We start from the raw sequence: 25288 nt of genomic DNA on the forward strand, positions 1-25288 counted from the left end.
AGGGTATTTTGCGACCAATCCTTTGCAAGAAAATTATTGCGGGCAGCAAGCTACTTGGCGCAATTCTCGCGGATAAATTTGATTTGGTCGCGCAGAACCGCGGCGCGTTCGAAGTCGAGCCTGTCGGCGCAGGAAAGCATTTCCTGTTGAAGCTCGTCGATGAGCCGAGCGACTTCGCTTTTCGATTTTTTGCCGACGTTTGCGAACTTGTTTTCCCTTTTCACAAGCGGCTGCTGAATCGGGCGGCTGACCGATTGCGGGGTAATGCCGAATTCGGCGTTGTGGCGCATTTGCTCTTCGCGGCGGCGGCGGCAGGTGTCGAGGGCGGTTTTGAGCGAGCCCGTGATGTTGTCGGCGTAGAGGATTACGCGCCCGTCAACATGGCGTGCGGCGCGTCCCGCCGTCTGGATAAGGCTTGTTGCGCTGCGCAAAAAGCCCTCCTTGTCGGCGTCGAGAATGCAGACAAGCGACACTTCGGGAACGTCGATTCCCTCGCGCAAAAGGTTGACTCCCACGAGGGCGTCCGACTCTCCCAAGCGCAGACGCCGCAGAATTTCGACGCGCTCGATTGCGTCGATGTCGCTGTGCAGGTACTCTACCTTGACGCCGTTTTCGCGCAGATAGTCCGTAATTTCCTCACTCATGCGCTTTGTGAGGGTTGTGACGAAAACGCGCTCGCCGCGCTCGGCAGCAGCCTTGATTTCGGCGGTGCAGTCCTCCACCTGCCCCTTAATCGGGCGGACAATCATTTCGGGGTCGAGCAGCCCCGTCGGGCGGTTGATTTGCTCTACGACGGTGTCGCTTACGGAAAGCTCGAAGGGTGCGGGGGTTGCGGAGACGAAAATCGTCTGCCCCGTTAGGGCATCAAACTCTTCGGGGCGGAGCGGGCGGTTGTCGAGCGCGCTGGGGAGGCGGAAGCCGTATTCGATGAGCCGCTCCTTGCGCGAGCGGTCGCCGTGGAACATGCCGCGAATCTGCGGGTAAGTTACATGGCTTTCGTCGAGAAACAGCAGGGTGTCTTTCGGAAAAAAGTCGAGCAGACACCACGGGCGCGAGCCTGCGGGACGCCCCGCCAAGTGGCGCGAGTAGTTCTCTATGCCCGTGCAGAAGCCCGTTTCGGCGAGCAAGTCCAAGTCTTGCTCGGTGCGCATTTTTATGCGCTGGGCTTCGAGCAGTTTGTTCTCGCGCTCAAGCTGCGCAACGCGCTCCTCCAACTCGGCGCGGATTGAAACCGCCGCCGCCTCGACCGCGTCTTTGGGAGTTACGAAACCCGTCGCGGGATAGAGGTCGAAGCGGTCGAGCCTGCCCAGATTTTCGCCCGTGAGGGGGTCGATTTTTTTGAGAGAGTCTATTTCGTCGCCGAAAAATTCTACCCTGAGCGCGGTGTCGAGATACGCGGGGTAGATGTCGATGACGTCGCCGCGAACCCTGAAAACCCCGCGCTCGAACGACGTGTCGTTGCGCGAATACCGAATGTCTATCATGCGCTCGGCGAGGCTCTCGCGCGAAATTTCCAAGCCCTTTCGCAGCGGCACCATCATCTTGCGGAAGTCCTCGGGCGAGCCCAAGCCGTATATGCACGAAACCGTCGCAACCACGATTACGTCGCGGCGCGAGACGAGCGAGCTTGCCGTGGAAATCCTCAGTTTTTCGATGTCGTCGTTTATCGACGAATCCTTTTCAATGTAGGTGTCGGTTTGGGGAATGTAGGCTTCGGGCTGGTAGTAGTCGTAATAGCTTACGAAGTATTCGACGGCGTTCTCGGGGAAGAACTCCTTGAACTCGGAATAGAGCTGCGCTGAAAGCGTCTTGTTGTGCGAGATAATCAGCGCGGGTCGGTTCATCTTGGCGATTACGTTCGCCATCGTGAAAGTCTTGCCCGAACCCGTTACGCCGACAAGAGTCGAGTACTTCGAGCCGGACTCTATGCTTTTGCACAGCGCGTCAATCGCCTTGGGCTGGTCGCCCGACGGTGCGTACTTCGACGAAAGTTTGAAAAGGCCCTCCATTTCGGATTATTCGATATCCGACACCGAAAGCGGCGTGAAGTTCTCTATAATAATGTCGGGGAATCCCGCGAAACGGCTTTCCCAGAAGTCGGCGGGGTGCGTAGTGGCGACGGCGACGCTTTTCATGCGGGCGGCAATCGCCGCGTCAATGCCCGCCTCGGAGTCTTCGAAAACGACGCATTTGCGGGGCGGCACGCCGATTTTCTCGGCGGCGCAGAGGAAAACGTCGGGGGCGGGCTTGCCGCGCGCTACGTCCTCCATTGTGGCGGCGGCGGCGAAATATTCGGAAAGACCGAGCTTTTCGAGAGCCTGTTCGAGGTTCTCGCGCGGGGTCGAGCTGCCTATCGCGCACGGGACGCCGGCGTCGCGCAGCTTTGCGAGAAATTCGCGGACGCCCTCGACAGTCGGAATCCCGCGGTCGGCAACGATTTTGCGGTAGTAGACCTCCTTTTCGTCCGACATTTTTTGAACTTCGGAGGGGTCGGAAGTCCACTTCAAGATGTCGGGTATGATTTCGACATTGCGCTTGCCGAAAGTGTCGAGCATGAAATTTTCGGGAATTGTGTGTCCGTGGGCTTTGGCGAGCATGCGCCAGCTGTCCAAATGCTCCTTGCAGGAATCGACGACAACGCCGTCCCAGTCAAATATCGCTCCAATTTTTTTCATATTGACGGGGCATTTTTACAGAGAGCGGATTTTTTAAAAGCGTTTTTTTCGGAAAAAATTGTTGAACGCCCGAAGGTTTTCGGTAGAAACGAACTCAATAATGAGCACTGAACCCGAAAATAGAAAAGTGGTTTTGACCGCCGCGCAGCCGACGGGAAAACTCCATCTCGGCAACTACCTCGGCGCGGTCAAGAACTGGGGCGAATTAGTGGAAAACAACGACTGCTACTTCGGCGTCGCCGACATGCACGCAATCACAATTCCCTACGTTCCCGCCGACCTCAAAAAGAATGTCTACGACTGCGTGGCGCAGTTCATGGCGTGCGGACTCGACGCCGAAAAATGCAACCTTTTCGTGCAAAGCTCGATTGTCGGGCACGCCGAACTTGCGTGGATTCTCGGCTGCATCTGTCCGCTCGGACAGCTCGAAAGAATGACGCAGTTCAAGGACAAGGCGGCAAAGCACAAAGACGCGCTCAACAGCGGCCTGCTCTACTATCCCGTCCTGATGGCGTCCGACATTCTCATCTACAACGCCGACATTATTCCCGTCGGCGAAGACCAAAAACAGCATATCGAGCTTACGAGAGACCTCGCGCAGAAATTCAACTCGAAATACTCCGACACATTCAAAATGCCCGAACCGTTCATTCCGAAATCGGGCGCAAGAATAATGTCGCTACAATCGCCCGACTCCAAGATGTCGAAGTCGGACCCCAACCAGAACGGCACGCTCTACATTGTGGACGAACCGAATGTCCTCGCAAAAAAGATTATGTCGGCGGTTACCGATTCGGGCGGCGAAGTGCGCTTCGACCCCGCGAACAAGGCGGGCGTCTCGAACCTCATGGGCATAATGGCGTCGCTTTCGGGCATGTCGTACACGCAGATTGAGGACGAATTCAGGGGCAAGGGATACGGCGATTTCAAAAAGGCGGTCGCCGACGTCGTGGTCGAAAAGCTCGCGCCCGTGCGCGAAAGATACCTTGAAATCTCCGCCGACAAACGCCTCGTCGAAGCCGCCGTCAAGCGCGGCAACGAAGCCGCGCAACGCCGCGTGAACAAAACGATGGCAAAAGTCTACCGCAAGGTCGGTTTTCTCAGATTCGAATAGCAAGGGCAGAAAATGAAAAATTCCAAAATTCCGCTTTACATCGCCGACGCGCTTCTGGTTTTGCTCGCGCTGACTGTCGCGCTCCGACAGGGGGCGAACCTCGGCGCGGCGCAGGCTCTGCTGTGCTGCCTTGCGGTATTTGCGGGAATGGCACTCGCGCTCGCGCCCTACGTTTTGGAATACAAGCTCGAAGCCTCGAAAAGATTTGAACACACGCAGGAGGCGCGCAAGAATTTCGAAATAGTTTTCGACGACCTCGCGTCTCTCAGGCTTGCGCTCGCCGAACTTGTCGAACGCGTCGAAAACGGCGAGGAGAAACTCTCCGACCTCCCCGCGCTCCAAAAAGGGCTTGTCGATTTGAGGGACGCCGCAAAGCGCAAATTCGGCGAAATTGCCGACTCCGCCGACGACCTCGCCGCCCGCGTCTCGAAAGCCGAAAGCGAGCGCAAGGCGCAAAAAACCGCGCTTGAAGAAATCGGCGCAGACATGGTCGTGATTAAAGAGCTGTTCTCCGCCTCGCAGGAGTCCGACGGCGACGAATTCGCGCAAATCCGCGCCCAAATAACGGAGCTTAAAGACGAAATTCTCAAACTCCGCGAAGCGCAAATCAAACACCGCTCAACCGTAGAGCCTCAAAAACTTTCCGCGCCCGAACCCGACACCGCAACGACCGAAGAACCGCAGTCCGCAACGACCGAAGAACCGCAGTCCGCAACGACCGAAGACGGCGAAGGGAAAGCCGGCAACTCCGTAGAAGACGGCGCAACGCAAAGCGCGGAAGCCGCAGAGGCAAACGCGGAATTTTCGCCCGCAAAAATCCTCGCGGGCGGACTCCTCAAACGCGCGCTCGAACACGCGGAAGACACAAAGGCGTCGGTCGAAAAATTCGTGAACATGGGCGCGAAAAAAGACGCGACCTCCCCGTCCGACGCCGAAAGCTTCGAAGAGCCTTTCGACCAAGACGGCGAAAAGCTCGGAAGCTTCGCGGACGAAGCCCCCGCCTCTCCCGAATTGACGAACGCAGAAGCGCAAGCCATTTCAAGCGGCGCGGAAACTCCGCCCGCGCCCGCCGCCCCCCAAACCGCCCCGATTTCAGAGAAAGCCCCCGAAATCGAAGCCGCAACGGATTCGCCCGAAGACGCGGACGAGGATTTTTTTGAGCGGGCGGATTCGCCGCTGAAAGTCGAATCCGCACAAAAACCGCAACAAGAGACTCCCCCAGCTCCTCCGCCGGCCGACACGCAGAGCGCGGAAGCCGCAAAAAATTCCGAAAACCTGCTTTTCGACGACCTCCCCATTTCGCGCGAATCGCCCGTCAAGCCCAAGAAAGGCGACGCGGTGGTTGTCGTAAACGCGCTAATCGGCATAGGCAACAAGCCGTTCCTGCGCGGAAACGGCGCGGGGCTGTCGCCCGTCAGGGGCACGCCGATGGACTACCTCGAAATCGGGAAATGGCGCTACGTTTTCCCCGCTTTCGACGGCAAAATAAACTTTTCGGTGCTCAAAAACGACGAAGTTCCGCCCAACGGAGAATCGGAATTTTCAATTTCGGCGGGCGAAAAAACGGAGCTTAACCTGTTCTTCCCCCTTGAACAAATCTGACAATTTAACATGCTAAGCGTAAGAATCATACCATGCCTCGACGTACACGCAGGACGCGTAGTCAAGGGCGTAAATTTCGTAAACCTCATCGACGCGGGAGACCCCGTCGAACAAGCGAAAGCCTACGAAGCGCAGGGCGCGGACGAACTCGTGTTTCTCGACATAACGGCGTCGAGCGACAAACGCGCAATCATGCTTGACGTAGTTGAGCGCACGGCGTCGCAGTGCTTCATGCCGCTGACGGTAGGCGGCGGGCTTCGCACGGTTGAGGACATCAGAAAAATGCTAAACGCGGGCGCGGACAAAGTTTCGCTGAACACCGCCGCAATCCTCAACCCCGACTTGGTTTCGGAAGCGTCGGCAAAATTCGGCAACCAGTGCATAGTTGTGGCAATCGACGCAAAAAAAACGGGCGACAACAAGTGGAACGTCTTTACCCACGGCGGCAGAAACAGGACAGAGCTTAACGCGGTGGAATGGGCAAGGGAAGTCGAACGGCGCGGCGCGGGCGAAATTCTGCTCACTTCCATGGACGCCGACGGCACGAAGGACGGCTACGACATTCCCCTTACAAAGGCGGTCTCCGACGCCGTTTCGATTCCCGTGATCGCATCGGGAGGCGCGGGCAACCTGCAACACCTCGTTGACGCAGTGAAGCTCGGCGGGGCAAACGCGGTGCTTGCGGCGTCGATTTTCCACTTCGGGACATACTCGATAGAACAGGCGAAAGACGCTCTCATCGCGGCTGGGCTTCCCGCAAGAAAGATCAAAAAATCCTAATTTCAAGCAAAAAAAACAACACATAAAACGGCAAACGTTTTGCGGCGTTTGCCGAATTTTTATAAATTCGAAAGAAGACAAACATGGAATTCAAAGATTTTGCAGCCCTTCAAGGCGCGCTCGAAATGCCCTCGGCATACAAAAGCATTCGCGAACTATCGCCGCTGTCGGCGGGAACCAAGTTCTGGGCGATTGTCCGCGTTTTGGCGAACGCCCCCAAGCTCGACAAAAACGGCTCTACCTACTACATCTTGGAAATGGGCGACGCCACGGGAACGTGCGCGTCGGCGGTTTTCGGGCGCAACCCCGTTTTCCCGGAAATCACGAACGTCCGCGCGGGCGACATTTTGAGCATTTCGGGAAGCGTTGCCTTCTACAACAACAACTTCCGCCCCGAAATTTCGGAAGTCTATAAAAAGGACGCGGAATTTGCCGAGCACATGGGAAAGCCGCTCGTCCCCGTGTCGCCATACGACCCCGACAAAATGCTCGCCGAGCTTGACGAAATCATAAACGCCGAAATCAAAGACCCCAAGCTCGCCGAGCTTGTGAAGGACATTCTCGGCGAACACGCAAAGGCGTTCAGAGAAAGCACTGCGGCAATCAAGGTGCACCACAACTACAAGTACGGACTGCTTGAACACACGCTGCACGTGGCAAAAAACGCGGTCGCAATGGCGCGGAACTACCCGAATGTAAACGCGTCGCTGGCGGCGGCGGGCGCGATTCTCCACGACATCGGGAAAATCGAGGAATACTCGACGGGGCTTGAAACCGACAAGACCCGCGCGGGCAATTTGCAGTCGCACATGGCTCTCGGCTACGCGATAGTGCGGAACGCGGCGATAAAAGTAGGCGTGCCCGAAAAACTTAGGCAAGAAATTGAGCACATAATTTTAAGCCACCACGGAAAGCTCGAATACGGGGCGGTAGTGCTTCCGCAAACGCCTGAGGCGATGATTGTGCACGCGGCCGACATGGCGGACGCATTTATCGGAATGGTCGCAACTTGCGAGCGCAATTCGAACGGGCGCGAATTCAGCGACTACATTCCCGCATACGGCTGCAACATTCTGCTCGACAGATACCAAGCGCAATAAGTCGCGCCCTCCCCTCCGCGCGTACACCCTCCGCGCGGGGAAAACCCGATTTCCGACGGCAACGCGCAGGCGTCGCCGCCAACGTGCCCCTGCGTACGAATAAAAGCTCCCCTCCGCGCAAAATTCGGCATTTAGCCTAAAATCTCAAAAAATCGGTTTCTTGCGCAATAAAAATCTTGAAAATATGGGCACTCTGCGCCATATAAGGGGGAATATACACTTAAAAAACGGCGGAATAGTCCGTACTTTTCACAAAGAAGAAATTGCCATGTCATCTATAAATAAAGAAGCAGCATTAAGATACCACAGCGAAGGCAAGCGCGGAAAAATAGAAATCGTGCCGACAAAGCCGCACGCCACGCAGGAAGACCTGTCGCTGGCGTACACCCCCGGGGTCGCCGAACCCTGTCTGGAAATCCAGAAAAATCCCGCCGACGCCTACAAATACACGGGCAAGGGAAACCTTGTCGCGGTAATTTCCAACGGAACAGCCGTTTTGGGACTCGGAAACATCGGCGCTCTCGCGGGCAAACCCGTTATGGAGGGGAAGGCGCTGCTCTTCAAAGTATTCTCTGGGTTGGACTCGTTCGACATCGAAGTCGCGGAAACAAACGTCGATAAGTTCGTGGACGCGGTCAAGGCAATCGCGCCGACATTCGGGGGAATCAACCTCGAAGACATCAAAGCGCCCGAATGCTTCGAAATAGAGCGCAGGCTCAAAGAAGAACTCGACATTCCCGTCATGCACGACGACCAGCACGGAACGTCGATAATCACGGGAGCGGCGCTGCTCAACGCGCTCGAAATTGCGGGCAAGAAAATCGGCGAAGTGAAGATAGTCGTAAGCGGCGCGGGGGCGGCGGCGATTTGCTGCGCAAAGATGTACGAATCGCTCGGAGTAAAGCGCGAGAACATTCTTATGTGCGACTCAAAGGGCGTAATATCGAAGTCGCGCTCCGACCTCAACGAGATGAAAAAATACTTCGCCGTCGAGACCGACGCCAAGACCCTCGCCGACGCGTTGAAGGGCGCGGACGTGTTCCTCGGAGTGTCCCGCGCCGACGTTCTCACGCCAGAAATGCTCCTTTCGATGAACGAAAACCCCGCAGTTTTCGCGCTCGCAAACCCGCGCCCCGAAATCTCCTACGAGCTTGCCACGGCGACGCGCAAGGACATCATCTTCGCGACGGGACGTTCCGACTACCCCAACCAAGTCAACAACGTGCTCGGATTTCCCTACATTTTCAGGGGCGCGCTCGACACCGCCGCAACGTGCATTAACGAGGAAATGAAGCACGCGGCAGTCCGCGCCCTCGCCGCCCTCGCGCACGAACCCGCGACGGACGAAGTCAAAAAAATCTTCAACAGGGAAACGCTCGAATTCGGCAGAAACTACATTCTGCCCAAGCCCTTCGACAAACGCCTGATTGTGAAAGTGTCGGCGGCGGTCGCAAAGGCGGCTATGGAATCGGGCGCGGCGCGTTCGCCTATCGCGGATTGGGACGCGTACGAAAAACACCTCGCAAGCCTCATCTAAGGGGCTGCGAAGCCTTAATTTTTGCGGAAGCGGTCGTTGGCCGCTTCCGCTTTTTTTGCGCCGAAATTTTTTGCGCGTTTTGCTTGGGCAAAATTTTTCAATACGCCCGCAGTGGGAGCGTGGTAGGGGCGGCGCGGATTGTCAACGCTTAGCGGGTGGGCGGAAGCCTTGGGTGCGTCGCTTTTATTGAAGCAGGGCGCGCAGCCCGCGGCATTCGCAGGCATTTTACCGGCACACAAAATCCCCGCATTAAAACGGCGCAAGCAACGCGCAAAAACCAACGCGCCGCTTGCCGCGACATCTCCTCGCCATTTGAAACGCGGGAACGGCGCGGCGCAAAATTTTTGCGCAAAAAAAGCAAAAAATCGCTTGACTTGCCGAAAAGCTTTTTTTGAATAAAAAACATATCATCTGATGATATGACGACAAAATGAAGGGCATACTCAAAGTCGAAAAGAAAACGCTCGCCGACGAAGTTTCCGAACAGATACAGAAACGAATCGTCTCGGGCGAGATGTCCGTAGGCTCGAAACTGCCGACGGAAAAGGAGCTTTCCGACATGTACGGAGTGGGACGTTCGACAATCCGCGAAGCCGTGAGCGTGCTCTCAAACATCGGTCTTCTGCGCGTAATGCAGGGCAAGGGAACGTTCGTGGTGTCTCAGTACGCGACGAACGAGCCGATAGCCCAAAGGCTCAAACGCGCCCAAAGTTGCGACTTGGACGAAATCAGGCAGATTCTCGAAATGAAAATCGCCGAAAAGGCGGCGCGAAAACGCACAAAGGCGGACATCGCAAACATCGAAATGCGGCTCGAAGAAATCGCCAAGGCAAACAAAACGGGCGACTTGGAGAAGTCGATAGACGCCGACATAAAATTCCACACGGCAATCGCGCAGGCGTCGCACAACGAAATTCTGCTCGAATTCTACGAGCTTGCGTCGGCGCACCTGCGCAAGTGGTACGCGCAGATTTACAAATCGTCTAAAATTTTCGAATCGGCGTACGGACTGCACGAAAACCTCGTAAAACAGATAGCAGACGGCAACGAACGCGGCGCGTGGAAAGTGGCGGAGGATATCATAAAACACGGAATTGTATAATTTTTTATTACTAAAAATCAAAAACACGAAAGGATAAAAAAACATCATGGCAAATTATTTCAACACATTGCCTCTCAGAGAAAAGCTCATACAGCTCAATCAGGCGCAACTGATGGAGCGTTCGGAATTCGACGGCGGCGTCGAAGCCCTCAAAGGCAAGAAAATCGTAATCGTAGGCTGCGGCGCGCAGGGTCTCAACCAGGGGCTTAACCTCCGCGACAGCGGCCTCGACATCTCCTACGCGCTCCGCCAGTCGGCTATCGACGAAAAGAGGGCTTCGTGGAAAAACGCTACGGGCAACAACTTCAAAGTCGGCACATACGAGGAATTGATTCCCTCCGCCGACCTCGTAATCAACCTCACGCCCGATAAGCAGCACAGCAACGTAATTTCGGCGGTCATGCCCCTGATGAAGCAGGGCTCGGCGCTGTCGTACTCGCACGGCTTCAACATCGTCGAAGAAGGCATGCAAATCCGCAAGGACATCACGGTAATCATGGTAGCCCCCAAAGGCCCCGGCACGGAAGTCAGAGCCGAATACCTCAGAGGCTTCGGCGTTCCCGCGCTCGCGGCGGTTCACCCCGAAAACGATCCCGAAGGCAAGGGCTGGGCATACGCAAAAGCGTACTGCGTGGGGCTCGGCGCGAACAAGGCGGGCGTACTTAAATCGTCGTTCGTCGCGGAAGTGAAGTCGGACCTCATGGGCGAACAGACAATCCTCTGCGGACTTCTCCAAACGGCGACAATCCTCTGCTTCGACAAAATGGTCGAAAACGGAATCAACCCCGCGTATGCCGCAAAGCTCGGACAATACGGCGTTGAAGTCATCACCGAAGCGCTCAAACACGGCGGCATCACGGGCATGCTCGACAGGCTCTCGAACCCCGCGAAAATCAAGGCTTACACGCTCGCCCAGGAATTGAAGGACATCATGCGCCCGCTGTTCCGCAAGCATCAGGACGACATTATGTCGGGCGAATTCAGCTCCACAATGATGGAAGACTGGAAAAACGGCGACGCAAAGCTCCTGAAATGGCGCGAAGAAACCGGCAAAACCGCTTTCGAAAACACCCCCGCGGGCGACATGAAAATCGGCGAACAGGAATACTTCGACAACTACCTGCTCCTCTCGGCATTCGTCACGGCGGGCATCGAACTCGCGTTCGAAACGATGTGCGAAGCGGGAATCCAGCCCCCGTCGGCGTACTATGAATCGCTGCACGAAACCCCGCTTATCGCCAACACGATTGCGAGAAAGAAGCTGTACGAAATGAACCGCGTCATCTCCGACACCGCCGAATACGGCAACTATCTTTTCTACAACGCCTGCAAGCCCCTCCTTGCCGACTTCATGAAAAAGATTACGCCCGACCTCTGCGGCAAAAACTTCAACGAAGGCAAGGACGGCTCGGTCGATAACGTCGCTCTCGTGCGCGTAAACGAAGCAATCCGCAACCACCCCGTCGAAATTGTCGGCATCAAGCTGCGCAAATACATGACGGCGATGCGCCCCATCAAGACCCTTTAATTTAGGGAACTGATAAACTCGCGGCGGGGGATTCGTCCTCCGCCGCAAATTTTTACACTTTAAAGACATGGCACTTGTATCAATAGAATCGCTGAAAATAGCCTACGGAAACAAAACCGTTTTCGACGGGCTGAACTGGAAAATATCGCGAGGCGAAAACTGGGCGATTTCGGGCGAAAGCGGAACGGGAAAATCGAGCCTGATAAAGGCAATCGCGGGAAAGGTCGGCTTCGGCGGGAAAATCGCGATAGACTACGACGAAAACGGACTTCCCCACGAGGCACTGTACGTGGACAACTGGTATAAATTCGCGAACCTTGAAGGCGACAGAAACTTCTACTACCAGCAGAGATACAACTACCATGCCGAACAGGACACACTCACGGTGCTCGGCGAGCTTGAAGTTTACGGACGCGAGCGCGGGCTCGACACCGCGAAAGCGCTGCCGATTCTCGAACGGCTCGGCTTCGCAAAATGCCGCCAAACACAGCTGATAGAGCTTTCGAGCGGCGAACATAAAAAGCTGCAACTCGTTAAGGCACTGTGGCTGAGACCGCAGATTATGCTTTTCGACGACCCCTACACGGGTCTGGACACGGCGTCGCGCAAGGTGCTCAACGACATTCTCGACGAAGAATGCGCGGCGGGCGCGACAGTCGTCATCGCGACTTCCGACACAGAGCTTCCGAAATCCGTAAACAGGTTCGCAAAAATTTCCGACGGAAAAATAGTCGAGACCGACAAAATCGAAACCGCGGCAGACGTCGAGACGGTTCAGAGAGAAGTGCCCGAATTTTTGAAAGCGTCGCCCAAAATCGACGCCGAAACTTTTGTAGACGCACGCAACGTCTGCGTGAGGTACGGCGAAAAAACCGTGCTCGACGGCGTTTCGTGGACGGTCAAGGCGGGCGAAAAATGGCTGCTTGTAGGGCGCAACGGCTCTGGGAAATCGACACTGCTTAGCCTCGTTTGCGGCGACAACCCGCAGGCGTACGGCAACGACATCAGGCTCTTCGGCAACGCCCGCGGAAGCGGCGAGAGCATTTGGGACATCAAGAAAAAAATGGGCATAATCTCGCCCGAAATGCACTGGTACTTCGACGAAAGCGCGACCGTGTGGAACTCGGTCGCGTCGGGGCTGCTCGACACAATGGGCTGGTATCTCGACGTGAGCTACTCGGAGGGCAAAAAAATAGACGACACCCTCGAATTTTTCGACCTCAAAAACGACCGCGACACCCCCCTCTCCGCTTTGCCGCTCGGCAAACAGCGCATGGCGTTGCTCGCGCGGACGGTCGTCAAAAACCCGCCGCTGCTGATTCTCGACGAGCCTTGCCAGGGGCTTGACACCGCGCAGACAAACCGCTTCAACAACGCCCTCGACGACCTTGCTCGATACGGCAAGACAATCATTTACGTCGGGCACTACGAAACCCGCCTGCCCAAATGCCTCACCCGCAAGCTGGAACTCGACAAAGGCAAAGTGGTATCCTGCGCCTAACAAAGACGCGCTTAAAACCGTGCAAATTCACACGCAACGCCGCCGCGCCGCAAAAGCATGCGGCGTTTTTTATGCCGGCGCGGCGCGTTAGATTTTCGCGCCCATTGCGCGGGCTTCGTCGAGCTTCGCCGCGGAAATGTCGCCGATGTCCGTCGCCCCCACGCCGCGAACGACGCCTTTGAGAGAGCATTTTTCGAAGCAGGCAATCCAGCCGCCCAAACCGTTTACCGCGCCGTCAACCGCTTCTTCGTCGTCCTCGGCGGCGGTCGCAAGCAGGTAGATGTCTCTAAACTTGTAGTCGGAGGGGAAGAGCGGGTTCGCGCGGTCGAGCAGCGTTTTCATCTGCCCGCTCATCTCGTAGTAATACACGGGGGTTGCGAACGCCAAAACGTCGGAAGTTTTCATCTTTGCGACAATTTCGCGCGAATCGTCGGCAATCACGCATTTTTCGGTTTTCTGGCACGCGAGACAGCCCACGCAGAAGTTTATTGTCTTTCCCCTAAGCGACACGAATTCGACATCGTTGCCCGCCTTGCGCGCGCCCTCGGCAAACGCCTCCGCAAGCCGCTCGGAGTTTCCCGATTTTCTAAGTGTAGTTGAAATTACAAGTACTTTTTTTGCCATATTTCCAATCAAATTACCCCTCAAAATAAACCCCGCCTAACGCATTTTTCAAGCCGTTTTGCGGAAAAAAACGGCATTTTCAAAACATACCCCCTCTTCCCGAAAAAAAAAGCCTCCATGCGGAGGCTTTTAAGGAAAAGCTGAACGCCGAAGCGCGGTTCGCGCGGCTCACTCGCCGCGCCAAATGCGGAGCACAAACGGTTCGTCGCAGACGTAGCGGGCGTCGCGCAGTTTTTTGCACGCGCGTTTGACTGCCGCTTCGGTCGTGGCGTGGGTCGTCAAAAGCAGCCAAGCCTTGCCCTTTGTGTCGTGTTTGCGCTGTTGCAAAAGCTCTATCGAAATGCCCTCCGACGCCAAGTCGGAAGCTATCGACGCAAGCACGCCCGACTGGTCGGGAACTTCCATTCTCAAATAGAATTCGCCCGAAACTTCGTCGAGCGACGCGAACTTTGCGGGGGTATCGACCGCCGCCGAGGGTCTCACAGGCGCGCCCATGAGATAGCGGACGGCGTCGGCGATGTCGGCGATGACCGCACTTGCGGTGGCGTCCTGCCCCGCCCCGCGCCCGATGTGAACAGTGCGCCCCACTACGTCGCCCGAAAGCGAAACCGCGTTGTAGACTTCGTTGACGTTCGCCACGACGTCGGTCAAAGGCAGAAGCGCGGGGTAGACCGACGCGAAAATCGCGCCGTCGGGGTTGCGCCTTACGGAGGCAATCAGCTTAATGCGGCTGTCGAAATCGCGCGCCCACTGCATGTCTTCAAGCCTGATTCCGCGAATGCCCGAAACCAGCATGTTTTCGGGGTTAATCCACACCCCGTGCGCCAGATACGCCAGAATGCAAATTTTGTGCGCGGCGTCCCATCCGTCGATGTCGAGCGACTCGTCGGCTTCGACGTATCCGAGCCTGCGGGCGTCCTCGATAATCGTTTCGTAGGTCGCGTTTTCGCGCTCCATGCGCGTCAAAATGTAGTTGCAAGTGCCGTTGAGGATTCCGTAGATGAGCGAAAACCTGTTCGCCACAAGACCCTCGCGCAGCACCTTGATAATCGGAATGCCGCCAGCGACGCTCGCCTCGAAAAAGTACGCGCCGCCGAATTTACGCGCCGCCGCGAAAATCTCCGCGCCGCGCTTGCAGATTACCGCCTTGTTTGCGCTGACAACAACCTTGCCGTTTTTCAGCGCCGCCATCGTGATGTCGAACGCGGCGTCGGTGCCGCCCATAAGCTCGCACACGATGTCGATGGACGGGTCGTTTACGATGTCGTACGGGTTTTCAGTGAGCTTTTCGCGCGGGATTTCCACGCCGCGCTTTTTGTTTATGTCGCGGACGGACGCCTTTGCAAGTTCGTAGTCTGCGCCGAGACGCGCCGCCATTTGCCCGCAGTTGTTTTCGAGATGTTTCCAGACGCCCTGCGCGACCGTCCCCATTCCGACAAACCCGATTCTAAAAATTTTCTTTTCCATTGCGCTTAAAATCTGTTTTCAGTTCCTTTAATCAATCGTGCGATGTTGCTCCTGTGTCTTACGACAATCACGACGGCAATCGCCGTCGCTATATAGACCTGCGCACCCGGAAAAGGATACAAAAAAGCGGCGGCGACAGGCAACGCCAACGCCATTGCGATTGACGCAAGCGAAACATAGCGCGTCGAATAAAACACGACAACCCACAACACAAGCCCGATTAAAATCGCCGCCCACATTATTGCGAGAAGCCCGCCGATTGTGACCGCCACGCCTTTGCCGCCCCTGAATTTTACGAATACCGAGAACGAGTGGCCGATTATCGCCGACACAAGTCCGACGTACGCAAGCGTCTGCGGCGCGGAAAACTCCATGCCGAAGCAGCCCGCGTACAGCGGGAACGCAGTCGCGGCGAAGCCCTTTGCGGCGTCGAGAATAAAGCACAGGTTGCCCGCGGTTTTGCCGCAGCTGCGCTTTACGTTCGTCGCGCCGGGGTTGCCGCTGCCGACCTTGAAAATATCGACGCCGCACATGCGGGCGATAATCACGGCAAACGGAATCGACCCCAAGAGGTATCCCGCCGCCGCGACTACGATATAATCGACCCACCCCATATACTACGAGAAGTCGACTACTTTGACGTCCTCAATCTGCGCCAGAGCCTTCAATTCGTCGAGAGCCTGCGTCTGCGGAACGCCGTCAAGCTCGAACGCGCTAAGCGCCTTGCCCGTGCCCTCTTCGCGCGAGAGCGACATGTTGGCGATGTTGCAGCCGTACTTGCCGAGAATCGTGCCGATAAGGCCGACCATTCCGGGGGTGTCCTGATTTTTGAGAATCATTGCGCAGCCGCCGCAGGGGTTGACTTCCATCTGGCGCGAGCCGATTTGCACGATGCGCGGTTTCGCGCTCTTGCCCGTTACCGTGCCAGCCGCGCTGTGAACCGTGCCCTTTTCGCAGGTTGCGACAACTTCGACGAGTTCGGCGTAATCGACGTCGGCATTGCTGTTGATGCTTTCGACTTCGATGCCCAAGTGTTTCATCTTGGCGGGGGCGTTGACGTCGTTTGCGTTTTCGGCAATCTTAGAGAGGTAGCCCTTCTGGACTGCGAGCGTAAGGATTTTATTGTCGATGTTTCCGAGTTTTCCGAAATATTTAATTGTGAGTTTCTGGACTCTTTCGGGGGAAATCTGCTGGATAAACAGGCCGAGCTTTTCGCAGAGCACGATGTACGGGGAAATCTGTTTCATGGATTCCGCGTCGATTGACGGCTTGTTGATTGCGTTGCGGATTGCGCCCGTCGAGAGGGCGTCGGCGATGACTTCCGCAACTTCGATGCCGCAGCTTTCCTGAGCCTCCTTTGTGGACGCGCCCAAGTGCGGAGTGAGAACGAGGTTCGGGAAATCGCGCAGGGGGCTGTCTTTCGCGAGGGGTTCGGATTCGTAGACGTCCAAGCCGGCCGCCGCGACTTTGCCGCTTTTGAGCGCTTCCACGAGCGCGGTTTCCTTGATGATTCCGCCGCGGGCGCAGTTGAAGACGCGCACGCCCTTTTTCATCATTTCGAAAGCCTTTTCGTCAACCATGTATTTGGTTGCGTCGGTGAGGGGCATATGGACCGTAATATAGTCTGCGCGTTTGAAAGCATCTTCGAGGGGTACGATTTCCACTCCCAGAGTTTTTGCGCGGGCTTCCGTCAGGAAGGGGTCGTACGCTACGACTTTCATGCCGAACGCCATTGCGCGTTTTGCGACTTCCGTGCCGATGCGTCCCATGCCGAGAACCGCGAGAACCTTGTTTTTAAGCTCCGTGCCCTTGAAAGATTTTCTGTCCCACACGCCGCTGTGAATCGAGGCGTTTGCCTGCGCAATCGGGCGCGTTCCGCAGAGCATGTGCGTGAACGTAAGTTCCGCCGTCGCGATTGTGTTGCCCGTGGGGGTGTTCATTACCACGACGCCCTTTTCGGAGGCGGCGGGAATGTCGATATTGTCGACGCCCACGCCCGCGCGTCCTACCGCTTTGAGCTTCTTTGCGCACGCAAGGACGTCTGCGGTGATTTTGGTTTCCGAGCGGACGATTACCGCGTCGGCGTCTTTTACAAGCTCCTTGACCTGGTCGGGAGTGGAGCCGTAGGCTTCGACAACGTCGAAACCCTTTTGTTTGAGGAGTTCGACCCCTTTCGGAGAAATGGGGTCGGCTACGAGTACTTTTGATTTTTCCATATTTATAATGTCAATCGCGGGACTGTTTTCCAACTCGATTAACGCCGAAAAACAATGCCACGCCCCGACGCTTTGTCAAGCGCATTTGAAATCCCCCCGTCGCCCCGCCCGCGGGCGCAAAAAAGGCGGATTCGCAACGAATCCGCCCTTTCCGGAAAATTTACCGGCGTTAATTTTTGCGGAGGAATTCCGCGCATTCGGTAATTTCGGGAATGTTGTCGAGCCACTTGTCTTCGTACTCTATCACGTAGTAGCCGTCGAAGCCCTGTCTGTCCAGCTCGGCGAGCATGCCCTTTACGTCGAGAACGCCCTTCCCGAACGGCGCGGGCTGGTTCTTGATGTTGCCGAATTCGCGCTGGTCCTTGAAGTGGATTCCGGCGATTTTGCCTTCCACCTCTTTAAGCGACTTCACGGGGTCTATGCCCGAACGCGCCCAGTGTCCGGGGTCGGGATTGTATTTTATGTGTTTGAAGTTTGCCGAGTGGCGTTTGAAGTATTCGGTGTCCCAATACGGCGCGCCGTTTGTGGCGTGGTGGTGGATTAGCACCGTCATGCCGTATTTTTCGGCAGCCTTGTCGAGTTCGGGGAAGAAGTACACGGCGGATTCGGTTAGAATGCGTTCCGCGCCCATTTCCTTTGCGAATTTGAAGAGCGGGTCGATTTGGCTGAAATCGAGCTTGTTTACGTTGACTACCCCGAAGCTGCGCATTTTGACTCCCGCGTCGGCGAGAAGTTTTTTCATGTAGGCGCGTTCCTCCGCGTTGAGCGTAGGCCCTACTTTCGCCTTGGGATATTTCGCGCTCAGACGCTGTCCGGGGTAGCATTCCACCGTGTCGATTTTCAGCGGTTTGAGTTTTTCGAGAGCCTCTTCCAGCGTGAACCTGTTGAGCGAATACATCTGGACGGCGATTTTGCGCGGCTGCGTTGCGGGCTTTTCGGAAACCGTTGCGCAGCCCGTAAGAACCGCCGCGAATGTCAGTATAATTGCAAGTTTTTTCATACGACGAAAAAAATTCCGCACGAACGCCCGAAACGCAAGCAAAAAACGTTAAGTCAGACCGTCGCGCGGCGGGCGCGGCGCGGTTCGGAGCGTATCCGAATGCGTTGCGGGCTGGATTTTATGCGGGCGCGTTTATTGGGAAATTTCCGCGCACGCTGTGTTTGCATGCGCGTAGCATTCCACCGATTCCGCCGACTTTTCCGCAAGCGCGGGATTCCATTTCAAATTCGCGCTCGGCGGGAATACCGACACCAAGCACGAGCCGCCGAACCTGAACAGCCCCGCCTGCGCCCCACGCGAAACGCGGTCGCCTATTTTGCCGAAATTCACAATGCTTCCGACGTTTGTCGCGCCGATTTCCGCGAACGCGCACAAGCCCAATTCGGGAGAGTCGATGAGGTTGAGCACGCGCTTGTTTTCCCAGAAAATCGAAATGCGCTTTGAGAGCGCAATAGGGCTTACCGAAAACAGCCAGCCGTCTACGTTCCTGCGGGCGGAGATTTCGCCCGACACGGGATAGTGAAAGCGGTGGTAGTCGAGCGGGCTGAGCCTTGAAACGAGCATGTCGCCGCCCTCGAAACGCGCCGCGAGCGACTTGTCGCCTAAAAACTTCGCCATGTCGAAACGCTGTCCCTTTGCGTAGAAAACGTCCGACGCCCCGAAGTTGCGCACAAGCAGGTGTCGGCCGTCGCCCGGAAACGAAACCGTTTTTGCGCCGCCCCCGACGGGCCGCGCGGAGGCTTTGAGTTCGCGCGTAAAAAAGTCGTTGAAAGTTTTGAACGCCGAAAACGGCAGGAGGCTTTCGTCCATGTTTATTCCGTTTTCGCGGGCGAACTTTTCCGCCGATTTCAGGCTTGCGCGGGAATCCGCCCACGCGCCGCACATGCGCGAAAAAAACGCGCGTTTGAACACAAGCGACGTCGCCGCCTGCCCGACGGGGCTTTCGTACATGAAGCGCAGAGAGCCTTCCGCGCACACTTTTTCCTCGGCGTATTCCGCCCTTTCGATATCGTAGATTTTTATGCCCATGACAAGCGTTCCCTCAAATACGTTCTGCGTTTCGACGCTCGCGAGTTTTTCACCGCCGACTTCCACGCCGACTCCTCGCCCACAATAAACACCTTTTTTCTGCCGCGCGTCAACGCCGTATAGAGCAAATTGCGCTGCAACATCATGAAATGCTGGCGCATGAGCGGCAGCACCACCACGGGAAATTCGCTCCCCTGCGACTTGTGTATGCTGATTGCGTAGGCGGGCTGCAAATCCGCCATGTCGGAGCGCGGCACGCCGATTTTCCGCCCGTCGAAATCGACAACAAGCCCCGCGCCGTCGTCCGCCTCGCGGACAATCCTGCCCGTGTCGCCGTTGAAGACGTCCAAGTCGTAGTTGTTGCGCGTCTGCATTACCTTGTCGCCCACCGACAGCCTGCCGCCGAAAATCGGCCTCGCGTTCGGGTTGAGCGCGGCTTTCAGCGACGCGTTGAAATTTTCAATCCCCGCAACGCCCTTGTGCATCGGCGCAAGCACCTGCACGTCGGAAAACGCGTCGCAGCCGTACCACGCGGGAATTTTGTCGCGCACTAGGGCTGTCGTGAGCTTCACGCAGTCGTCGGGAGTATCGGCGCGGATAAAGTTGATGTCGCGGCGGGGGTCGGCGAAGTTGAGCGAATTGGGAGGAAATTCCGCGGTGGAGTCGGAGCCGTGGAGAATGTCGTGGGCTGCCTTTACAATCTGGCTGCGCTCGCCCTGCCTGAAAATGCGCTCCAAGCGTATCACGGGGAATTTTCCCGACGCTATGATGTCCTTCAAAACGTTGCCCGCGCCCACGCTCGGCAGCTGGTCTATGTCGCCCACAAACACGATGTGCGCGGCGTTCGGCACCGCCGAAACCACGGCGGCGGCAAGCTTTGTGTCGAGCATTGACGCCTCGTCAATCACCACGAATTTTGCGGGCAGCGGCTTGAACTCGTTGTGGGCAAACTTGCCGTCCTCGCTGCCCAAAAGCCTGTGGATTGTCTTTGCCTCCACCCCCGCCGACTCTCCCATGCGCTGCGCCGCCCGCCCCGTGGGAGCGGCGAGCACAGGCGTGATTTTCTTCATTTTGAGAATGTCGCAAACCGCGCGTAAAATCGTAGTTTTGCCCGTCCCCGGCCCGCCCGTGATGACCGATACTTTGTTGCGCAGAGCCTCCACAACCGCGCGTGTCTGCTCCGGCGCGAAGTCGAACGCCGCCCTGTCGTTCGCCCACTGCGCGGCGGCTTCGAACTTGATTGGCGGAAGCTCGGACGGCGTTTCGAGTATGCGTTTGAGCGAAGTTGCGATTTTCCTTTCGGCGTAGTCGAGCTGCGGGCTTTGGAGCATGCCCTCGCCCACTTTTTTCAGCGAGCCTTCCTCCACCAGCGCGGAAATTTCCGCCGCGCACTTTTGCGAATCGACCTCGGTCAGCGCGGAGGTTTTCGAGACAAGCTCGCCGAACAGCGCGCAGGTGTCGCCCGCCTCCTCCGATTCCGACAGGCAGTGCAGAATGCCGGCGCGTATGCGTTCGGGGCTTTCGTTGGGAATGCCGATGTTGATTGCAATCATGTCGGCGGTTTTGAAGCCTATGCCGTCTATTTCGCGCATGAGAGTATACGGCTCTTCGCGCACGATACGCGCGGAGTCTGAGCCGAAACGCTTGACGATTTTCACGCATGTGGCAGTCCCTATTCCGTACGAGCGCATGGCGATTATCACGGAGCGCAAGTCCCTGCTTTCGTCCCACGATTTCTTGATTTTCTTTGCGCGAGCCGCGCCGATTCCCCTGACCTCGGTAAGACGCGCGGACTCTGTGTCGATTATTTCGAGAGTCCTCCCGCCGAAGTGCTCGACGATTTTTTTTGCGTACACGGGCCCTATTCCATCGACAAGCCCCGAACCAAGATATTTTTCTATTCCGTAAACCTCCGACGGCAGGCGCGTCGAAAACGACGACACTTTTATCTGGCGTCCGTACGCCGACGTGCGCCATTCGCCCTCGACCTCGACGGTCTCGCCGCAGCGCAGCGAAGGCATTGCGCCCGCGATTGTAATCGGCGCGCCCTTGCCGTTCTTGGGGCGCATGGAGGCAATGCAGAAAAAATTTTCCTCGTTGAAGAAAATTATGCGCTCCACCACGCCCTCGGTTTTGACTTTCGCGCCGTCCATGCGGTTAAAGAGTGATGCCGAAGAGGGATTTTGCCAAGTCTTTAAAGTCGGAAAAAACGCCGACGGCTTCGGGGCACTCCGATTTCAGGAAGTCGGCGGAGTCGCCGCCAGTCGCCACGAGGGCGCTGTCCAAACCGCAGACGCGGGCTGCCTTGTAGTCGTAGGGAGAGTCGCCCACGCCGAGAGTTTCGGAAGCCTCGGTGCCGAGAGTGGCGAGCGCGTAGGCGGTGAAAGCCCTGTCGGGCTTGCGCGGCGAGTGGAGGGTTGTGCCGATTACCGCGTCGAGGTATCCGCGCAGGTTCGTGCGTTCGAGAATCGGCTCCGCGCCCTCCTGCTGTTTGTTTGTAAAGCACGCAATTTTAAGCCCGCGCTTTTTAAGCTCGGCGAGAAATTCGGGGGCGTACGGCATAATCGTAAGCCCGTCGAAAATATGCTTCGGGAAAAGTTCCAGATAGCGCGCGCCGATGTCGGAGGCCTTGTCCTCAAACCCCGTGTCTCTCAGGATTTTTTTTATCGTAATCAGAATCGACCCGCCGACCGTGTGGAAAACGGTGTCGTATGTCGGGTTGGGAATTCCGAATTCGGCGAATGCTTCGCAAAGGCATTTGTGGATTGCCACATAGTTGCCGATTAGCGTTCCGTCCAAGTCGAAAAGTACCGCCTTGTATTTCATTTCAGTTCTCCGAGTTCCAAAAGTTCCGCGCCTTTCCACGACCGCGCAAGCTCCGCCGCGAGGTATTCGCGGGTGGATTTTTCGATTTCCGCGGGCGCTTTCGGGAATGTGTTGTAGACTATCCCCGCAAGTTTTATCCCGCGCGACGCGCAGTATTCGAGCGACATCAGCGCGTGGCTCAAACTGCCGAGCTTCGACGGCACTACAAGCCAGAGCGGCATGGCGTATTTTGCGATGTAGTCCGCCGTGGTAAAACCCTCTTTCAGCGGCACGCCAAGCCCGCCCGCGCCCTCTACGAGAACGACGTCGAAAGCCTCTTCCAGCTTTGCGGTGTCGGAGGCGAGCGCGTCTAAGTCGAGCGTCGCGCCCTCCATTGCCGCCGCAAGGTGGGGCGAGGCGGGGTATTTGAAAACGTACCTGCACGTAGTGAAGTCGGCGTCGCACGGCAGAACGCCGCAGCCCATGATGCGCCTATGCTCCAGAATGTCCTCCGAGATTCCCCCGCAGCCCGTCTGCACGAGCTTCTGCGTGGCGACTTTCAGCCCGCGTTCGGCGTATCGGCGGGCGAGCCAGCCCGTCGCCGCCGTCTTTCCTATGTTTGTATCCGTTCCGCTTACAAAGAATTTCATTTTTCCGCTATGATGTAAATCGGGTTGTATGTCAGGACGACGCCGTTGCCGTCCGAAAAATTGTCGGTGTACGCCTTCGAGAATTCGGCGAATTTTTTCGGCGTCCAAAAGCGCGAAAACCTGCCGTTGACCCCCGTCGATTTGATGTGCCGCAACACGTCTTTGGGCGTCGGGAAAAACGCGTCGAGAATGTCCTCCGCGCAGTAGAGCACAGAGTACCCCGCCGCCGCGAGCGCGTCCCTGATTTCGTAGGGCGTACGGTATTCCAAGCCGCCGCCTACAAGGCTTCGTATCTGCGGGTAGTTTTTCGCTCCGAATGTCGAAAACGCCAAAACCGCGCCGTCCGACGAAACGCGCGATATTTTGCCGAAAAGCCCGCGCAGGTCGGGAATCCACTGGAAGCACGACGACGACAGCACGGCGTCCATCTTTTCGGAAAATTCCGCGTGCATGAAGTCGCCCGCGCGTATTTCGAATTCCCCCGCGACGGACTTCGCCGCGCATTCGCACATCTTCTCCGAGATGTCGTTCAAAAACCACTTCGCCGACGGAAATTTCGGCGAAAGCGCGGAGGTAAGAAAGCCCGTGCCGCAGCCGATTTCGAGCACGTTTGCGGGCGAAAGCGACGGCGGCGCGAACTCCGCGAAAGCGTCCGCGAGAGACTCCGCAACCTCGCGCTGCACGAACGCGTTTTGCGAATACGTTTCAATGCGCCGCTCGAAGCCCCGCGCCGTCGCCGACGCCCGCGCCGAAACTGCGGCGATTGCAAGCCCGAAGAGCGGCGGGCTCAAATGCTCGCCCTCGCAGACGCGCAGGGAGTCTCCCCAGACGCGCCTGAGGTTTTCCACGGGGAAAATTTTGTCCTCGCGCGAAGCGTAGGCGATGTCCCACGGTTTGCGCGGAGTTTTTTCACGGGCGAAAGCGCCGCGCAGAAATTCAAGCTCCTCCCTCAATTCGTCCGCGCCGCGCCGCGCAAAAAGCCCCTCCAACTCGGCGTATTCCGCCGCCCCTCCGCACACGCGCCGCATGAATTTTACGCGCGCCGCCTCGCCGAAATTGTCTACGGTTTTTTCGAACACCGCCGGCGGAATCCCGCGTTCGGCGTCTACGGGGTACGGCGAGCCGTTGATTGCTATGCGGACGAGCGTCCGCCCGATTCTTTCGGAAAGGAAATCCGCAACCCACACTCCGAAAGACCACGCCACGACCCCGACGTTTTTGTACGCTCCGAAATCGAAATCGGTTTCAAGCCCGCGGTAGTCGAAGAACGCCGCAACGTCGCAGTCTTCGGGAATGTATGTGCGCGACAAAATGTTTTCGTCGCAGGCAAAGCCGCCGAAAAACGCCACGAGCGTCTTCGAATTTGCGCGTCTAATCCACCTGAATTTCACGACAGTTCCCCCAATGCCTTTGCCGCCGCAAGCACGTCCGATTCGGAATGCGCGGCGGAAAACGAAAAGCGCAGGCGTTCGGTCGGAACGGTCGGTTTTCTTATCGCGGGCACGCGGAAGCCGCGCGACTCCATCGCCGCGGAAATTTCGAGGGCGCGTCCAGCAGTCGACACGGGCGCGATTTGCGATTCGCCCAAAACGCCCGACACAGCCGACCTGAACGCGGCGGAAATTTTCTGCAAATGTTCGCGCTCGGCGTCCATGCCCAAAATTTTTTCGAACACGAAGCGCGACCAACGCGCGGAAACCGGCGAAAGCGCGGTCGAATAAATGAACGTGCGGCAGCGGTTGACGAGCATTTCGCGCGTCTCGGCGGAGCACAGCGCAAACGCCCCCTCCGACGCCGCCGCCTTGCCGAGCGTGCACATCGCCAAATCGACGTCGAAGCCGACCGACCTGCCCAAGCCGCCCGCGCCGTAAAGCCCGAAGGCGTGGGCTTCGTCTACATACAAAAACGCGCCGAACTCGCGCCTGATTTCCGAGAGCCTGCGCAGGTCGCAGAAGTCGCCGTCCATGCTGAAAACCGATTCGGTTACGATGTAGACGTTCTCGAATTCCGCGCGGCGGCGGCGCAGTATTTCCTCGAGCCTGTCGAGGTCGTTGTGCGGGAAGCGCAGCCATTTTGCGTCGGTGAGTTTGAGGGCGTCGATGAGGCTTGCGTGCGAAAGTTTGTCGGCAAGAACGAGGTCGCGCGAGGTGGCGAGCGCGGGGATTATCCCCGAATTTGCGTGGTAGCCGCAGTTGAAGAGCAGGCACGATTTCTCCGCGTTCCACGCCCGCGAATATTCGTCGGAAACGGTTTTTTCGAAGTCGTCGAACGCCGACGAATTGCAGCCCAACAGGCGCGACGACAGCGAGCCCATCAGGTATTTTTCCGAACCCGAAAGCCCCTTCAAAAACTCGCGCTGCCAGTCAATCCGCCCCGAAATTCCGAGGTAGTCGTTGCTCGAAAAATCAACGAGCCGCCGCCCGTCCTCCTCGATGCGCGCGCCCGACACGTCCGCGCGGCGCACCCTGCGGTACGCGCCCGCGCGCGAGATTGATTCGAGCCTGTCTTCAAAGCCGAACATCTTACCCCAAAGCCTTTCGTTTGCCCGCAAACATTGC

21 protein-coding genes and 1 pseudogene are annotated in these 25288 nt (G+C 57.1%); 9 read left to right on the top strand and 13 right to left on the bottom strand.

Translation table 11 applies throughout. The features are described 5' to 3' along the window. Positions 1-50: 50 nt before the first annotated feature. The gene (gene uvrB, locus P3B99_001665) at positions 51-2009 is read right to left on the bottom strand and encodes an excinuclease ABC subunit UvrB (protein ID WYJ07837.1); all 1959 of its coding nucleotides are present in this window, start codon (positions 2007-2009) and stop codon (positions 51-53) included. A gap of 6 nt (positions 2010-2015) precedes the next feature. Continuing rightward, a complete protein-coding gene (locus P3B99_001670) occupies positions 2016-2675 on the bottom strand; it encodes an HAD family phosphatase (GenBank protein ID WYJ07838.1) in 660 nt (219 codons plus the stop codon). 100 nt (positions 2676-2775) lie between these two features. Between P3B99_001670 and trpS the strand changes: the two genes are divergently transcribed. From trpS to P3B99_001715, 9 genes and pseudogenes are all read left to right on the top strand, one after another. Continuing rightward, positions 2776-3789 (top strand): tryptophan--tRNA ligase, encoded by a 1014-nt coding sequence (trpS, locus tag P3B99_001675; protein WYJ07839.1) that lies wholly within the window; start codon positions 2776-2778, stop codon positions 3787-3789. Between the two features lie 12 nt (positions 3790-3801). After that, positions 3802-5391, top strand: a complete 1590-nt coding sequence (locus P3B99_001680; GenBank protein WYJ07840.1) for a hypothetical protein — start codon at positions 3802-3804, stop codon at positions 5389-5391. A gap of 9 nt (positions 5392-5400) precedes the next feature. Continuing rightward, a complete protein-coding gene (gene hisF, locus P3B99_001685) occupies positions 5401-6171 on the top strand; it encodes an imidazole glycerol phosphate synthase subunit HisF (protein ID WYJ07841.1) in 771 nt (256 codons plus the stop codon). A gap of 83 nt (positions 6172-6254) precedes the next feature. Next, positions 6255-7271: an HD domain-containing protein gene (locus tag P3B99_001690; GenBank protein ID WYJ07842.1), complete on the top strand. Its 1017-nt coding sequence runs from the start codon at positions 6255-6257 to the stop codon at positions 7269-7271. Positions 7272-7539: 268 nt separating this feature from the next. Continuing rightward, positions 7540-8805: pseudogene (locus P3B99_001695) on the top strand (malic enzyme-like NAD(P)-binding protein). Positions 8806-8976: 171 nt separating this feature from the next. Continuing rightward, positions 8977-9207: a hypothetical protein gene (locus P3B99_001700; protein WYJ07843.1), complete on the top strand. Its 231-nt coding sequence runs from the start codon at positions 8977-8979 to the stop codon at positions 9205-9207. A gap of 31 nt (positions 9208-9238) precedes the next feature. Continuing rightward, positions 9239-9910, top strand: coding sequence for a FadR/GntR family transcriptional regulator (locus tag P3B99_001705; protein ID WYJ07844.1), 672 nt, complete (start codon positions 9239-9241; stop codon positions 9908-9910). Between the two features lie 46 nt (positions 9911-9956). Next, entirely contained in the window at positions 9957-11438 is a 1482-nt protein-coding gene (gene ilvC / locus P3B99_001710) for a ketol-acid reductoisomerase (GenBank protein ID WYJ07845.1), read from the top strand. 67 nt (positions 11439-11505) lie between these two features. Then, positions 11506-12939: an ATP-binding cassette domain-containing protein gene (locus tag P3B99_001715; GenBank protein ID WYJ07846.1), complete on the top strand. Its 1434-nt coding sequence runs from the start codon at positions 11506-11508 to the stop codon at positions 12937-12939. 87 nt (positions 12940-13026) lie between these two features. Here the strand turns inward: P3B99_001715 and P3B99_001720 are convergent, their stop codons facing one another. From P3B99_001720 to P3B99_001770, 11 genes are all read right to left on the bottom strand, one after another. Further along, positions 13027-13563, bottom strand: coding sequence for a flavodoxin family protein (locus P3B99_001720; protein ID WYJ07847.1), 537 nt, complete (start codon positions 13561-13563; stop codon positions 13027-13029). A gap of 168 nt (positions 13564-13731) precedes the next feature. Continuing rightward, positions 13732-15030: a homoserine dehydrogenase gene (locus tag P3B99_001725; protein WYJ07848.1), complete on the bottom strand. Its 1299-nt coding sequence runs from the start codon at positions 15028-15030 to the stop codon at positions 13732-13734. Between the two features lie 5 nt (positions 15031-15035). After that, positions 15036-15644, bottom strand: a complete 609-nt coding sequence (gene plsY, locus P3B99_001730) for a glycerol-3-phosphate 1-O-acyltransferase PlsY (GenBank protein WYJ07849.1) — start codon at positions 15642-15644, stop codon at positions 15036-15038. A 3-nt stretch (positions 15645-15647) separates the two neighbouring features. Beyond that, a complete protein-coding gene (serA, locus tag P3B99_001735; protein ID WYJ07850.1) occupies positions 15648-17246 on the bottom strand; it encodes a phosphoglycerate dehydrogenase in 1599 nt (532 codons plus the stop codon). A 169-nt stretch (positions 17247-17415) separates the two neighbouring features. Continuing rightward, positions 17416-18246 (bottom strand): sugar phosphate isomerase/epimerase, encoded by an 831-nt coding sequence (locus tag P3B99_001740; GenBank protein WYJ07851.1) that lies wholly within the window; start codon positions 18244-18246, stop codon positions 17416-17418. Positions 18247-18378: 132 nt separating this feature from the next. Continuing rightward, positions 18379-19341, bottom strand: a complete 963-nt coding sequence (locus P3B99_001745; GenBank protein WYJ07852.1) for a phosphatidylserine decarboxylase — start codon at positions 19339-19341, stop codon at positions 18379-18381. Next, positions 19266-21428, bottom strand: a complete 2163-nt coding sequence (locus tag P3B99_001750) for an ATP-dependent RecD-like DNA helicase (GenBank protein ID WYJ07853.1) — start codon at positions 21426-21428, stop codon at positions 19266-19268. The genes P3B99_001745 and P3B99_001750 overlap by 76 nt, the downstream gene beginning before the upstream one ends. 4 nt (positions 21429-21432) lie before the next feature. Next, positions 21433-22101: an HAD family hydrolase gene (locus P3B99_001755; protein WYJ07854.1), complete on the bottom strand. Its 669-nt coding sequence runs from the start codon at positions 22099-22101 to the stop codon at positions 21433-21435. After that, positions 22098-22730: a dethiobiotin synthase gene (bioD, locus tag P3B99_001760; protein WYJ07855.1), complete on the bottom strand. Its 633-nt coding sequence runs from the start codon at positions 22728-22730 to the stop codon at positions 22098-22100. The genes P3B99_001755 and bioD overlap by 4 nt, the downstream gene beginning before the upstream one ends. Then, positions 22727-24121 (bottom strand): malonyl-ACP O-methyltransferase BioC, encoded by a 1395-nt coding sequence (gene bioC, locus P3B99_001765; protein ID WYJ07856.1) that lies wholly within the window; start codon positions 24119-24121, stop codon positions 22727-22729. Before bioC ends, bioD begins: the two co-directional genes overlap by 4 nt. Then, complete coding sequence (locus P3B99_001770; protein ID WYJ07857.1) at positions 24118-25251, bottom strand: 8-amino-7-oxononanoate synthase; 1134 nt, start codon at positions 25249-25251, stop codon at positions 24118-24120. The genes bioC and P3B99_001770 overlap by 4 nt, the downstream gene beginning before the upstream one ends. Positions 25252-25288 lie beyond the last annotated feature (37 nt).

This window comes from Opitutia bacterium KCR 482, from assembly GCA_029269845.2.
Classification (GTDB): domain Bacteria; phylum Verrucomicrobiota; class Verrucomicrobiia; order Opitutales; family Intestinicryptomonadaceae; genus Merdousia.

Bases quoted from the DNA above. Each gene is read 5' to 3' on its own strand.
- uvrB (WYJ07837.1), bottom strand. From the start codon at position 2,009: ATGGAGGGCCTTTTCAAACTTTCGTCGAAGTACGCACCGTCGGGCGAC.
- P3B99_001670 (WYJ07838.1), bottom strand. From the start codon at position 2,675: ATGAAAAAAATTGGAGCGATATTTGACTGGGACGGCGTTGTCGTCGAT.
- trpS (WYJ07839.1), top strand. From the start codon at position 2,776: ATGAGCACTGAACCCGAAAATAGAAAAGTGGTTTTGACCGCCGCGCAG.
- P3B99_001680 (WYJ07840.1), top strand. From the start codon at position 3,802: ATGAAAAATTCCAAAATTCCGCTTTACATCGCCGACGCGCTTCTGGTT.
- hisF (WYJ07841.1), top strand. From the start codon at position 5,401: ATGCTAAGCGTAAGAATCATACCATGCCTCGACGTACACGCAGGACGC.
- P3B99_001690 (WYJ07842.1), top strand. From the start codon at position 6,255: ATGGAATTCAAAGATTTTGCAGCCCTTCAAGGCGCGCTCGAAATGCCC.
- P3B99_001705 (WYJ07844.1), top strand. From the start codon at position 9,239: ATGAAGGGCATACTCAAAGTCGAAAAGAAAACGCTCGCCGACGAAGTT.
- ilvC (WYJ07845.1), top strand. From the start codon at position 9,957: ATGGCAAATTATTTCAACACATTGCCTCTCAGAGAAAAGCTCATACAG.
- P3B99_001715 (WYJ07846.1), top strand. From the start codon at position 11,506: ATGGCACTTGTATCAATAGAATCGCTGAAAATAGCCTACGGAAACAAA.
- P3B99_001720 (WYJ07847.1), bottom strand. From the start codon at position 13,563: ATGGCAAAAAAAGTACTTGTAATTTCAACTACACTTAGAAAATCGGGA.
- P3B99_001725 (WYJ07848.1), bottom strand. From the start codon at position 15,030: ATGGAAAAGAAAATTTTTAGAATCGGGTTTGTCGGAATGGGGACGGTC.
- plsY (WYJ07849.1), bottom strand. From the start codon at position 15,644: ATGGGGTGGGTCGATTATATCGTAGTCGCGGCGGCGGGATACCTCTTG.
- serA (WYJ07850.1), bottom strand. From the start codon at position 17,246: ATGGAAAAATCAAAAGTACTCGTAGCCGACCCCATTTCTCCGAAAGGG.
- P3B99_001740 (WYJ07851.1), bottom strand. From the start codon at position 18,246: ATGAAAAAACTTGCAATTATACTGACATTCGCGGCGGTTCTTACGGGC.
- P3B99_001750 (WYJ07853.1), bottom strand. From the start codon at position 21,428: ATGGACGGCGCGAAAGTCAAAACCGAGGGCGTGGTGGAGCGCATAATT.
- P3B99_001755 (WYJ07854.1), bottom strand. From the start codon at position 22,101: ATGAAATACAAGGCGGTACTTTTCGACTTGGACGGAACGCTAATCGGC.
- bioD (WYJ07855.1), bottom strand. From the start codon at position 22,730: ATGAAATTCTTTGTAAGCGGAACGGATACAAACATAGGAAAGACGGCG.
- P3B99_001770 (WYJ07857.1), bottom strand. From the start codon at position 25,251: ATGTTCGGCTTTGAAGACAGGCTCGAATCAATCTCGCGCGCGGGCGCG.